The organism is Leifsonia sp. NCR5, assembly GCF_002105485.1.
In the GTDB taxonomy this organism is placed as follows: domain Bacteria; phylum Actinomycetota; class Actinomycetes; order Actinomycetales; family Microbacteriaceae; genus Leifsonia.
This window is the reverse complement of record NZ_NCSR01000002.1, coordinates 77214-89988: the sequence shown is the minus strand read 5'-3', so window position 1 is coordinate 89988 and position 12775 is coordinate 77214. Positions and strand designations below refer to the sequence as shown.

Annotated in this window: 14 protein-coding genes; all 14 read left to right on the top strand. The window is 69.0% G+C overall.

What is annotated here, in order from left to right; all coding sequences use genetic code 11:
* Positions 1–99: 99 nt before the first annotated feature.
* The 14 genes from rpsD to B7438_RS02370 all read left to right on the top strand — a co-directional run bounded on the left by rpsD (position 100) and on the right by B7438_RS02370 (position 12743).
* A complete protein-coding gene (gene rpsD / locus B7438_RS02435) occupies positions 100–729 on the top strand; it encodes a 30S ribosomal protein S4 (RefSeq protein ID WP_085367757.1) in 630 nt (209 codons plus the stop codon).
* Positions 730–873: 144 nt separating this feature from the next.
* Entirely contained in the window at positions 874–1251 is a 378-nt protein-coding gene (locus tag B7438_RS02430) for a DUF948 domain-containing protein (RefSeq protein WP_085367756.1), read from the top strand.
* Between the two features lie 75 nt (positions 1252–1326).
* Entirely contained in the window at positions 1327–1518 is a 192-nt protein-coding gene (locus tag B7438_RS02425; protein WP_055894169.1) for a hypothetical protein, read from the top strand.
* Between the two features lie 42 nt (positions 1519–1560).
* Entirely contained in the window at positions 1561–4218 is a 2658-nt protein-coding gene (gene alaS / locus B7438_RS02420) for an alanine--tRNA ligase (RefSeq protein ID WP_085367755.1), read from the top strand.
* Between the two features lie 6 nt (positions 4219–4224).
* Entirely contained in the window at positions 4225–4692 is a 468-nt protein-coding gene (ruvX, locus tag B7438_RS02415; RefSeq protein WP_179150701.1) for a Holliday junction resolvase RuvX, read from the top strand.
* Between the two features lies 1 nt (position 4693).
* Positions 4694–6298 carry an endolytic transglycosylase MltG gene (gene mltG, locus B7438_RS02410; protein ID WP_256921835.1) on the top strand — a complete coding sequence of 535 codons (1605 nt, stop codon included), beginning with the start codon at positions 4694–4696 and terminating at the stop codon, positions 6296–6298.
* On the top strand, positions 6291–7442 hold the full coding sequence (locus tag B7438_RS02405) for a shikimate dehydrogenase (RefSeq protein WP_085367752.1): 1152 nt from the start codon (positions 6291–6293) through the stop codon (positions 7440–7442). Before mltG ends, B7438_RS02405 begins: the two co-directional genes overlap by 8 nt.
* Before the next feature lie 30 nt (positions 7443–7472).
* On the top strand, positions 7473–8681 hold the full coding sequence (aroC, locus tag B7438_RS02400) for a chorismate synthase (RefSeq protein WP_085367751.1): 1209 nt from the start codon (positions 7473–7475) through the stop codon (positions 8679–8681).
* A gap of 11 nt (positions 8682–8692) precedes the next feature.
* Positions 8693–9184, top strand: a complete 492-nt coding sequence (locus tag B7438_RS02395; protein WP_085367750.1) for a shikimate kinase — start codon at positions 8693–8695, stop codon at positions 9182–9184.
* Positions 9181–10308, top strand: coding sequence for a 3-dehydroquinate synthase (gene aroB, locus B7438_RS02390; RefSeq protein ID WP_085367749.1), 1128 nt, complete (start codon positions 9181–9183; stop codon positions 10306–10308). The genes B7438_RS02395 and aroB overlap by 4 nt, the downstream gene beginning before the upstream one ends.
* A 77-nt stretch (positions 10309–10385) precedes the next feature.
* Positions 10386–10823: a type II 3-dehydroquinate dehydratase gene (locus tag B7438_RS02385; RefSeq protein ID WP_085367748.1), complete on the top strand. Its 438-nt coding sequence runs from the start codon at positions 10386–10388 to the stop codon at positions 10821–10823.
* Between the two features lie 113 nt (positions 10824–10936).
* Entirely contained in the window at positions 10937–11500 is a 564-nt protein-coding gene (efp, locus tag B7438_RS02380; RefSeq protein WP_085367747.1) for an elongation factor P, read from the top strand.
* On the top strand, positions 11501–11917 hold the full coding sequence (gene nusB / locus B7438_RS02375) for a transcription antitermination factor NusB (protein WP_085367746.1): 417 nt from the start codon (positions 11501–11503) through the stop codon (positions 11915–11917).
* Between the two features lie 79 nt (positions 11918–11996).
* Complete coding sequence (locus B7438_RS02370) at positions 11997–12743, top strand: thioredoxin domain-containing protein (RefSeq protein ID WP_085367745.1); 747 nt, start codon at positions 11997–11999, stop codon at positions 12741–12743.
* The last annotated feature ends 32 nt before the right edge of the window (positions 12744–12775 follow it).

Below are 12775 nucleotides of genomic sequence, written 5' to 3'. Positions count from 1 at the left end.
CAGGCCCTGTAGCCGGGCCTCCCCGGCACATCCCTCTACTTTTGCAGGACGAACATGTGTGCCTGCGTTCATTGTTAGAGAGACAACCGAAAGGAAATCGTGTCTACCAAGTCACGTACCCGTAGCAAGACCCGCCTCTCGCGGTCGCTGGGCATCGCCCTGACCCCGAAGGCAGCGAAGTACCTCGAGAAGCGCCCGTACGCCCCCGGCGAGCACGGCCGCACCAAGCGCAAGGCCGACTCGGACTACGCCGTTCGTCTGCGCGAGAAGCAGCGTCTGCGCGCCCAGTACGGCATCCGCGAGAAGCAGCTGAAGATCGCGTTCGAAGAGGCTCGTCGCACGCAGGGCCTGACCGGTGAGAACCTGGTCGAGCTGCTCGAGATGCGTCTCGACTCCCTCGTGCTCCGCGCAGGCTTCGCCCGCACGACCGCACAGGCGCGTCAGTTCGTGGTGCACCGCCACATCCTCGTCGACGGCCAGATCGTCGACCGTCCCTCGTTCCGCGTGAAGCCGGGTCAGCTGATCCACGTCAAGGCTCGCTCGGAGGGCACGGAGCAGTTCCAGGTCGCAGCGGCCGGCGGACACGTCGACGTCCTGCCGAAGACCCCTGGCTACCTCGAGGTCGAGCTCGACAAGCTGCAGGCGCGCCTCGTGCGTCGCCCGAAGCGCGCCGAGGTCCCGGTGACGTGTGAAGTCCAGCTCGTCGTCGAGTACTACGCGGCTCGCTAAGCACAGCGCTCAGAACAGCAGGGGTCGTGGCATCAGCCACGGCCCCTGTTGTCGTTCCAGGCACCGCGAACGGCCCTGGCCACATCGGGGCCTGCTGGGACTACGCTTGACCCGTATGCCGTTGACGGAATGGAAGGTGGCCTCGTGTCCGGTGGCGATATCGCAGGACTGATCGCGGCGGGCGTCTTCGCTGTGCTCGTGGGTTTCATCGCGATCCCGTTGGTGAAGTTCGGGCGTGTGCTCGACCAGACCAGGGATGCGATCAAAGAGGCGAGCGACGGCATCACGCCGATCCTCGACGAGACGGCGACGACCATCCACGAGACCAACAAACAGCTGGCGCGCGTCGACGTCATCACCAAGAACGTCGCGGACGTGACGGGCAACGTCTCCGCCCTCGTGTCCCTGTTCGCCGCAACGGTCGGCGGCCCGCTGATCAAGCTCGCCGGGTTCAGCGCAGCGGTCAGAGCCGCGTTCGGCTGGACACGGGGCTCTCGACGTTCCCGCAACACCACGCACTAAACTGACCGAGGCGCGCGGGAGACCGCCGGCAGGAGGTCGGCGCCCGCGTCGTATCCATCGAGGGAGAATCAGGACATGAAGAGTTTTCTGTGGCTCGTCGTCGGCGTCGCGATCGGGTTCGTCGTCGCGCACAAGGTGAACGAGACCCCGCAGGGGCGTCAGTTCTTCAGCAGCATCGACAAGAAGGCGCGCGACTTCGGCGAGGCCGTCTCCGACGGCTACCGCCAGCGCGAGGCGGAGATCCGCTCCGCCATCGACGGCGACTGACCCCTCCCTCCCCGCACCACCGCTCACTACCGCTCGGAAACCATGCAGACTGCTGAAATCCACCGCCGCTGGCTCGACTTCTTCGCCACGCGCGGTCACACCGTCGTCCCGTCCGCCTCTCTCGTCAGCGACGACCCGTCGTTGCTGTTCACGGTGGCGGGCATGGTGCCGTTCGTGCCATACCTGACCGGGCTCGTCCCCGCGCCGTTCCCGCGCGCGACGAGCGTGCAGAAGTGCATCAGGACGCTCGATATCGACGAGGTCGGCAAGACCCCGCGGCACGGCACGTTCTTCCAGATGTGCGGCAACTTCTCGTTCGGCGACTACTTCAAGGAGCAGGCGATCACGTACGCCTGGGAGCTCCTGACCACGCCCGAGGACGACGGCGGCCTCGGCTTCGACCCGAAGGACCTCTGGGTCACGGTCTACGAGGAGGACGACGAGGCGCGGGAGATCTGGAAGCGTGTCGCGCAGCTTCCGGATGAGCGCATCCAGGGTCTCGGCAGGGACACGAACTACTGGTCGACCGGTCAGCCGGGCCCGGCCGGCCCGTGCTCGGAGATCTTCTTCGACCGCGGCCCCGCGTACGGCATCGACGGCGGTCCTGCGACGGACGACGACCGCTATGTGGAGATCTGGAACCTGGTCTTCATGCAGTACCTCCGCGGCGAGGGAACCGGCAAGTCCGACTTCGAGATCCTCGGCGACCTGCCGAAGAAGAACATCGACACCGGCATGGGGCTCGAGCGCGTCGCGTTCCTCAAGCAGGGCGTCGAGAACATGTACGAGATCGACCAGGTACGCCCTGTGCTCGACCGTGCCGCCCAGCTCGCGGGCAAGGAGTACGGCGCCGTCCACGACGACGACGTGCGCCTGCGCGTGATCGCCGACCACGTGCGCAGCGCCCTGATGCTGATGTCCGATGGCGTGACGCCGTCGAACGAAGGCCGCGGGTACATCCTGCGCCGCCTGCTGCGCCGCACCGTGCGTGCGATGCGCCTCCTCGGCGTCGACCACCCCACCTTCCCCGAGCTGTTCACCGTGTCCAGGGATGCGATGAAGGCCGCATACCCGGAAGTGGATGCCGACTTCGCGCGCATCTCGCAGCTCGCGTACGCGGAGGAGGAGACGTTCCTCCGCACGCTGGTCGCGGGCACGAGCATCCTGGACACGGCGGTTGCGAACACGCAGCGCGCCGGCAAGGAGCAGCTGGCGGGCGACACCGCGTTCCTGCTGCACGACACGTACGGCTTCCCGATCGACCTCACGCTCGAAATGGCGGAGGAGGCCGGCCTCAGCGTCGACCGCGCGGCGTTCGACAGCCTGATGGCCGACCAGCGCTCCCGCGCGAAGGCGGACGCGAAGGCGAAGAAGACGGCACTGGCCGACCTCTCCGTCTACAGCGCGTTCCGCTCGCAGGGCGAGACCGTCTTCACTGGGTACACCGAGCTGGAGACGGAGTCGAGCATCCTGGGCCTGATCGTCGACGGCGCGTCGGTGAACAAGGCGACCGAGGGGCAGATCGGCGAGGTCATCCTCGGCGCGACCGCTCTCTACGCGGAGTCCGGCGGTCAGGACGCCGACGCGGGAACCATCGTCGGCCCCGGCTACGAGCTCGAGGTGCTGGATGTGCAGAAGCCGGTCAAGGGGCTGATCAGCCACAAGGTCTTCGTGCGCAGCGGAGAGGTCGGCGTCGGTGCTCCGGCGACATCGCTGGTCGACAAGGACTACCGTCGCGGCGCGCGCCAGGCGCACTCGGGAACGCACATCATCCACGCGGCGCTCCGCCAGGTGCTCGGTTCCAACGCGCACCAGTCCGGCTCGTTCAACAAGGCGGGCTATCTGCGTCTCGACTTCTCCTGGAACCAGGCGCTGTCGGCGGAGACGCGCAGCGAGATCGAGGAGATCTCGAACAACGCGATCCGCGACAACCTCGAGGTCACCACGCGCGAACTGCCGCTCGCCGAGGCCAAGGCGCTCGGCGCGATGGCGCTGTTCGGCGAGAAGTACGGCGAGACCGTGCGCGTCGTCGACATCGGCGGCCCGTGGTCGCGCGAGCTCTGCGCGGGCACGCACGTGATGTCGAGTGCGGAGATCGGGATGATCAACCTGGTCAGCGAGTCGTCCGTCGGTTCGACGAACCGTCGCGTCGAGTCGCTCGTCGGGCTGGAGGCGTTCCGCGACCTCGCGGTCGAGCGCACGATCGTGTCCCAGCTGTCCGGGTCGCTCAAGACGCCGCGCGAGCAGCTGCCGGAGAAGATCGCCGACCTCCTCGCCAACCTGAAGGCCGCGGAGAAGCGCATCGCGGCGTTCGAGGCGCGCGCCGTGCTCGACAAGGTTCCCGCTCTGCTGGAGTCCGCATCCCGTCACGGGTCCGTCACGGTCGTCGCGAGCGACGCAGGCACGCTGAACTCGGCGGACGACCTGCGACTGCTCGCCACCACCGTGCGCGAGCGCCTGGGCTCCGACCCCGCCGTCGTCGCGCTCGCGGCGCGGGCGGCGGACAAGCCGGTCGTGATCGTCGCCACCAACCAGGGCGCGCGCGACGCCGGCGTCAACGCCGGTGCTCTCGCGAAGACCGCATCCGGGGTGCTCGGCGGCGGGGGAGGCGGCAAGCCCGACCTCGCCCAGGGCGGAGGCACGGACGTCGACGCGATCCCTGCCGCGCTCAGCGCGGTGACCTCGGCGATCGGCGGCTAGGGCGTCGTGCGCTCGGGAGTGCGCCTCGGCATCGACGTCGGGAAGGTCAGGATCGGCGTCAGCCGGTCCGACCTGCACGGGATGCTCGCCACCCCGGTCGAGACGGTGCAACGCTCCAAAGATGCTGCGGATCGCCGCAGGATCTCGGAGATTGTGACGGAACTCGGAGTTTTCGAGATTATCGTCGGGTTGCCTTTGGCGCTCTCGGGCGCGCACACCGCATCCACGGCCGACGCCGTCGGATTCGCTGAAGCGCTCGTCACGGAGGTGGGTGTGCCGGTGCGGCTGGTCGACGAACGATTGACGACCGTTTCGGCCCATTCGGCACTCCGGGCGTCGGGAAAGAACTCGAAAAGCGCGCGTCCGGTGGTGGATCAGGTGGCTGCCACGATAATTTTGCAGCACGCCCTCGACGCGGAGCGCGCTTCAGACCGTCCGCCGGGCACACCCGTTGAACCGAACATTGGACCCTAGTTTGTCGCAGAACCCTCCTACCCCGGGGCACGGCGAAACCAGCCAGCCGGACGGCCAGCCAGCACCCCCGCTGTTCCCGTCGGTCAACCGTCAGCCTCTGACGCGGCGCGAGGCGAAGGCCAGAGAAGCGGCAGCGGCGAAAGCGGCGGCGGGACCCGACGCGGACGCAGCGCGGAGTGGCGCGGCTGACCCGTCGGGCCAGCAGGCTCCTGCACCGGCGGCACCCGCCACGCCCGCGCGCTCGATCGCTCCGCTCGACTTCGACGCCGTGATCACCGGCCCGATCGCCGCCCAGCGCGACGGCAGCATCCCGGAGCAGGCGGAGGAGCGCGAGCGGGAGACCGTCGGCGCCCGTCGCTCCAACTTCATCAGCGCGCGAGGACCGGCCGCGGACGCCGCGCAGGAGCCGGTGACCTCCGACCCGTTCGCCACCTTCGAAGAGCTCGCGGCCCAGCACGACGAGCACGCACCGGATGCGCAGCAGGACTCCCCGCTGGTCTGGCGGCAGCAGCACTACCTCTCGCACACCGAACCGCCCAAGAAGAAGCGCAGCCTCAAGCCGCTCTGGGTGACCCTGATCATCGTCCCGATCTTCGGCGGCCTGATCGGCGGAGCGTACGCGGTGTTCCAGCCGCAGATCGCGAAGCTCGTGCAGGCCATCACGCCGGTCGACAACGACTACACCGGCAACGGCACCGGCCAGGTGCTGTTCACGATCAACTCGGGCGACAGCGGCTCGGACATCGCGAACAACCTGGCGAAGAAGGGCGTGACGAAGAGCTACGAAGCGTTCTATACGCTGCTCCTCCGCCAGAAGCCGGAGCCGAACTTCCAGCCGGGACTGTTCAAGCTGGCCAAGCAGATGAGCGCCCAGGCGGCACTCATCGCGCTGCAGGATCCGGCGTCGAAGATGGAGAACACGGCGGTCATCCCCGAGGGCACGGCCGAGAAGGACATCCTGCCGATCGTGGCGGAGGCGACCAAGCTGCCGGTGGCCGACCTGCAGGCTGCAGCGGCGAACCCCGCGCAGTTCGGGGTCCCTGCCGAGGCGAAGACGCTCGAAGGGTTCCTGTTCCCCGCGACGTACACGTTCACCCCGGGGATCACCGCGCACGACGCGATCAAGACGATGGTCGACCGCAGCTTCCAGGCGCTGGATGAGGCGGGCGTCGCTCCCGCCGACCGCTGGAAGACCGTAGTGCTCGCCTCGATCGTGCAGCGGGAGGCCGGGCTTGCTCCCGACTACCCGAAGGTGTCCAGGGTGTTCCTCAACCGGCTGGCGCAGGGCTGGGACCTGCAGTCGGATGCGACGGTGGCGTACGGCACCGGCAACACGCACACGGTGACGACGACCGACGCCGAGCGCGCCGACGCGGGCAACCCGTACAACACCTACGTGCATCCCGGACTGCCTGTCGGACCGATCTCGAACCCGGGCGACCTCGCCATCGGAGCGGCGGTCCACCCGGCGGACGGACCGTGGATGTTCTTCGTGACCTGGAATCTGAAGACCGGCGAGACCATCTTCTCGACGACCGTGGAAGAGCACGACGCCGCGGTGGCGAAGTGGCAACAGTGGATGAGGGACAACCCCGGCTATGAGTGACGAACGCGGCGTGAACGGCAGCGAAGGAGCGGCAGAGGAAGACGGCGTCTCCGAGGCGGAGGCGGAGGCGACGATCGCCGCCATCGTCGAAGCGGAGCGCGCGGCGGAGGCCGAGGAGGCTGCCGTCGCCGAAGCGGAAGAGGCGGCGGAGCTGGAGGAGCCGGAGGACGAGGCTGAAGTGGAGGCTGAGGCTGAGGCTGAGGCTGAGCCCGCGCCTGTCGTCGCCAAGAAGCCGGCCGCAGCGTCCAGCAAGCCGCGCGCTGGCTCGTCGAAGGCGGCCAAGCCCGTCACCCGCAAACTCGCGGTTCTCGGCTCGCCGATCGAGCACTCCAAGTCGCCTGCCCTGCACCGCGCGGCGTACGACGTGCTCGGACTCGACTGGGAGTACGACGCGGTCGATGTCACCGCCGACGACCTCGCCGGCTTCATCGACGGCCTCGGACCGGAATGGCGCGGGCTGTCGCTGACCATGCCGTTGAAGAAGTCGGTCGTCCCGGTGCTCGGTGAGACCGACAGGATCGCCGAGCAGACCGGAGCGGCGAACACCGTCCTCCTCGACGACGGTGCCGTGCGCGGCTTCAACACCGACGTTCCCGGGTTCGTGCGCGCGCTGTCCGCCGCAGGGCTCGAGAGCGCGCACTTCGTGCACATCCTGGGCGGGGGAGCGACGGCGGCGTCCGCGCTCGTCGCCGCCGCGGAGCTCGGGGCGGAGAAGGTCGACATCTACGTGCGGTCGCTGGAGCGGAGCGTGTGGCTCGAACCGCTCGCGCACCAGCTGGGCCTCATGGTGCGCATCCGGCCGCTCAGCCAGGCCGACCGGTCGCTCGACGTGCCCGACCTGGTGATCAGCACCCTGCCGGGTGGCGCGACGACGGATGCGCTCTACACCGACTCCACGCGCCGCAAGGCCGTGCTCTTCGACGTGTCGTACGACCCGTGGCCGAGCGCGCTCGGCCGGTCGTGGAACGCCGTCGGCGGCCATGTCGTCTCCGGACTGGCGCTGCTCGCGCACCAGGCTCTGCTGCAGGTGCGGATCTTCGTGTCCGGCGACCCTCTGCAGCCGCTGGACGGCGAGGAGACGGTGCTGGCGGCGATGCTCGACGCGGTCGGGATCGACGCTGCGGGAGCACTGCTGGAGGACTGAGCCCTCTGCCCGCTGTGCCAGAATCGAATCATGCTTCGTTGGCTCACGGCCGGGGAATCCCACGGTCCCGAACTCATCGCCCTCCTGGAGGGGCTCCCCGCAGGGGTGCCCGTCTCCCTCGACGCCATCCGCGCCGATCTCGCGCGCCGGAAACTCGGCTATGGGCGTGGTGCTCGCATGAAGTTCGAGCAGGACGCGCTCGACATCTCGGGCGGCGTCCGCCACGGGTACAGCCTCGGCAGCCCCATCGCGCTGCGCATCGGGAACACCGAGTGGCCCAAGTGGGTCGACGTGATGAGCGCGGAGCCGGTCGACGAGCAGAAGCTCGCGAGCGGCCGCGGAGCACCGCTCACCCGCCCGCGCCCCGGTCACGCCGATCTGGTCGGGATGCAGAAGTACGGCTTCGACGAGGCGCGCCCCATCCTGGAGCGGGCGAGTGCGCGTGAGACCGCCGCCAGGGTCGCGCTCGGCGCCGTCGCCCGGTCGTTCCTGGCCGAGCTGGGCATCACGCTCGTCAGCCACACCCTGTCGATCGGTCCGGTGCGCGTTCCGGAGGGTTCGCCCCTTCCGCTGCCGAGCGACGTCGACGTGCTCGACGCCGATCCGCTGCGCTGCTTCGATCCGGCGACCAGCGCGCTGATGGTCGAAGAGGTGGATGCCGCACACAAGGACGGCGACACCCTCGGCGGCGTCGTCGAGGTGCTCGCATACGGGCTTCCGCCCGGACTGGGTTCGCACGTGCACTGGGACCGCAGGCTCGACGCGCAGCTGGCGGCAGCCCTCATGGGCATCCAGGCGATCAAGGGCGTGGAGGTCGGCGACGGCTTCCTGACCACGACGCGCCGCGGCTCAGAGGCCCACGACGAACTGGTGGCGGAAGACGGCGAGATCGTCCGCACCAGCGACAAGGCCGGTGGAACCGAGGGCGGCATGAGCACGGGAACCGTGTTGCGCGTGCGCGCAGGCATGAAGCCGATCGCGACGGTGCCGCACGCCCTCCGCACCATCGACATCGCCACGAGCGAGGCGGCGGCCGCCCACCACCAGCGCTCGGACGTCTGTGCGGTCCCTGCGGCCGGCGTGGTCGCGGAGGCGATGGTCGCGCTGGTGCTCGCCAACGCGGTCGTCGAGAAGTTCGGCGGAGACTCCATCGCGGAGACGGCGAGGAACCTGCGCGGCTACCTCGACGCCATCCCGCAGAACCTCGCGACGGAGCGCCTGTCGGCGCCATACGCCTGAGCACCGCACCCGTGACCATCGTCCTGATCGGTCCGCCGGCGGCGGGCAAGTCGCGCATCGGCAAACGGCTCGCCGCGCGCCTGAAGGTCCCGTTCGTCGACACGGACTCGCTGATCGTCGCCGAGCACGGGCCCATCTCCGCGATCTTCGCCGAGCACGGGGAGCCGCACTTCCGCGCGCTGGAACGCGCGATCGTTGCCAGGGCGCTCGGAGAGCACGGCGTGGTCTCGCTCGGCGGGGGCGCCGTCATCGACCAGGGCACGCAGGCCGACCTGGCCGACGCGCGGGTCGTGCTCCTCACCGTGAGCCCGGAGGCCATCGCGGCCAGGATCGGCAACGGCAAGCGACCGTTGGTCACCGACGTGGAATCGTGGAAACGACTCGTCGCCGCCCGCACCGACATCTACACAGCACTCGCCGACTACACGGCAGACACATCGACCAGACCGATCGACACCATCGTGGAAGAGATCGCGGCCTGGGTCGAGGAAGGACAGCGATGACCCCCATCGAGAACGACCAGCCCACCGGCAACGACCAGCCCACCGGCAACGACCAGCCGACCGAGATCCTGGTCCCCGGCGCAGACCAGTACCCGGTGGTGGTCGGCCGTGGGCTTCGCACGCAGCTGGCCGACCACCTCGGCGGCGGCGTCGCCAAGGTGCTGATCGTCCACCCGCCGACACTGGGCGCGGCCGCTGCCGAGCTGCGCGAGTCGCTGGTCGGGCAGTTCGAGGTGCTGTTGGCCGAGGTCCCGGATGCGGAGGCGGCCAAGCGGGTCGAGGTCGCCGCGTTCTGCTGGCAGGTGATGGGGCAGGCCGACTTCACCCGCTCCGACGCCGTCATCGGCTTCGGCGGCGGTGCGGTGACCGACCTCGCCGGCTTCGTCGCGGCCACCTGGCTGCGCGGCGTCCGGCTGGTGCAGGTGCCGACGACACTGCTCGGGATGGTCGACGCGGCCGTCGGAGGCAAGACCGGCATCAACACGGCGGAGGGCAAGAACCTCGTCGGCGCCTTCTACGCGCCGGCCGCGGTGATCTGCGACCTGGACACGCTCACCTCGCTCCCGCGCAACGAGATCCTGGCCGGGTTCGGCGAGGTCGTGAAGTACGGCTTCATCGCCGAGCCGGAGATCCTCGACATCATCGAGCGCGACGTCGACCGGGCCACCGATCCGCTGTCCGACGAGTTCCGCCGCCTGGTCGAGCTGTCCATCGGCATCAAGGCGCGCGTCGTCGGGGAGGACTTCACCGAGCAGGGCCTTCGCGAGATCCTCAACTACGGCCACACCCTCGGGCACGCGATCGAGCACGCCGAGCGCTACCAGTGGCGACACGGCGCCGCCGTCTCCGTGGGCATGATGTTCGCGGCGGAGCTCGCCCGGCTGAGCGGGCGGCTGAGCGACGAGGTCGTGGACCGGCACCGCCGCATCCTGGAGTCCCTGACGCTGCCGGTGAGCTACCCGCTCGGCCGGTGGCAGACGCTGCTCGCGTCGATGCAGCGCGACAAGAAGGCGCGGGGGAGTCTGCTGCGCTTCATCGTGCTCGACGACATCGCCCGGCCGACCGTGCTCGCCGGCCCCGACCAGAGCCTGCTGTTCGCCGCATACCAGGAGATCGGTTCGTGACGACCGCGACCACCGCGACCGAGCTGGCGGCTGCGCGTCCGCTCTCCGCCGCCGCTGCGCCGGTAGGCTGATCCGCTATGAGCAGTGTTCTCGTCCTCAACGGCCCGAACCTCGGGCGTCTCGGCACCCGCGAGCCCGACGTCTACGGTGCGGAGACCCTGGACGACCTCCGGGTCGTCCTGCAGTCCGACGCGCCGGAGACGACCATCGACCTCCGCCAGACGGACGACGAAGGCCAGCTCCTGCGCTGGCTGCACGAGGCGGCGGACAGCGGAGCTCCCGTCATCCTCAACGCGGGCGCCTGGACCCACTACTCCTACGCGCTCCGGGATGCGGTCTCGCTCGTGACCAAGGCCGGCGGCACCGTCATCGAGGTGCACCTGTCCAACCCGCACGCGCGCGAGGAGTTCCGGCACACCAGTGTCATCTCCGCCGTCGCGAGCGGGGTGATCGCCGGATTCGGGTTCGACTCCTACCGCCTGGCGCTCGCCCACATTCGCCGAAACGCCGACTGACAACTAGAATCTCTTGAGGCTGCCGCCGCGTCCTTCGTGCGTGGCCGGCCACCGTGGACCGCTCCGGCGCGCATCCACCCGGATCTTCTCCCACAATCGAACGGAACTCACGCATGGCAACAACCGCTGACATCAAGAACGGCATCGTCCTCAACATGGACGGCCAGCTCTGGACCGTGATCGAGTTCCAGCACGTCAAGCCGGGCAAGGGCGGCGCGTTCGTCCGCACCAAGCTGAAGAACGTCACCAGCGGCAAGACCGTCGACCGCACCTTCAACGCCGGATCGAAGATCGAGACGTCGAACGTCGACCGTCGCGACTACCAGTACCTGTACCAGGACGGCGAGAACTTCGTCTTCATGGACACCAGCGACTACGACCAGATCAGCATCTCCGGCACCGTCGTCGGCGACGCAGCCAACTTCATGCTCGAGAACCAGAACGTCACCGTCGCGCTGCACGAGGGCGAGCCGCTCTACGTCGAGCTCCCCGCCTCCGTCGTGCTGGAGATCACCTACACCGAGCCGGGCCTGCAGGGCGACCGCTCCACCGGCGGCACCAAGCCGGCGACCGTGGAGACCGGCTACCAGATCCAGGTCCCGCTGTTCCTCGAGACCGGCACCAAGGTCAAGGTCGACACCCGCACCGGTGACTACCTCGGTCGCGTCAACGACTAGATGAGCGCCAGGACCAAAGCCCGCAAGCGTGCTCTGGACGTGCTCTACGGAGCGGACGTCCGGCAGATCGCGCTGAACCAGGCACTCGCGACCGAGGCGGAGCGCGCGGCCAGCGAGCCGCAGCGCGAAGCCTCGTGGCTGTACGCCCGCGAGATCGTCGACGGGATCATCGACAACCAGGACGAGATCGACGAGCAGATCGAGACGTACGCGCAGGGCTGGACCCTCGCGCGCATGCCGATCGTCGACCGCGCCATCCTGCGCATCGGCGTCTGGGAGCTGCTCTTCAACGAGCAGGTGCCGGACGGCGTCGCCATCTCCGAAGCCGTCGAGGCGGCGACCGTGCTGTCCACGGACGACTCGGCCGGCTTCATCAACGGTCTTCTCGCGAAGATCGCGCAGAACAAACCGAAGTAAGACCAGCGCCCGGCCGCCGGGGAGCGCCCGACCAGGGCGCATCCCGGCGGGGGATCGCCAGACCAGCGGAACGAGAGCCATGCGCAGCACCACCTCCCTTCGACGCCCATCCGGACGGCGAGCGGGGGTGCGCGCACTCGGCGCAGCGCTCATCGCCATCGCCCTCGTGGCCGGCACGGCCGCGTGCTCGCTGGTCGGGGGCAACGGCTCGGTCCCTGTCGCCACGGCGAAGGCTCCGACCGGCACGGACGGCGCGGTCAACTTCGACGACGGCTACATCAAGGCGGGCACGGGAACCAAGCACGTCGACATCTGGTTCGACCCGATGTGCCCGGTCTGCGGCGCGTTCGAGAAGGCCAACGGAGACACACTGGCGAAGGCGGTCTCGGACGGCACGATCACGCTCCGCCTGCACCCGCTGACGTTCCTCGACCGGGCATCGAACGGCACCGGATACTCCACCCGCGCCTCCGCGGCGCTCACCTGCGTGGCGGTGAAGGAGCCGAACAGCGCTCTGGACTACTACACGGCGCTGTTCGCCAACCAGCCGGAGGAGAACTCCAACGGGCTGACCAACGAGCAGCTGGCGAAGCTCGCCACGGACGGCGGCATGACCGACATCACCGACTGCCTCGGCCGCAGCGGCCCGTATCAGGCGTGGGCGCAGGCGAACACCGCGCACTCGCAGACCGGCCCCATCACCGTGGACGGCACGAAGGTGCTGGACACCATCCAGGGCACGCCGACCGTGCTGGTGGACGGCAAGCAGTTCACCGGCAAGGTCGATGACAGCGCCGCGTTCACGTCGTTCCTTGCGAAGAACTGAGCATCGCGCGCTCCTGCTATGCTCGTTCGCGG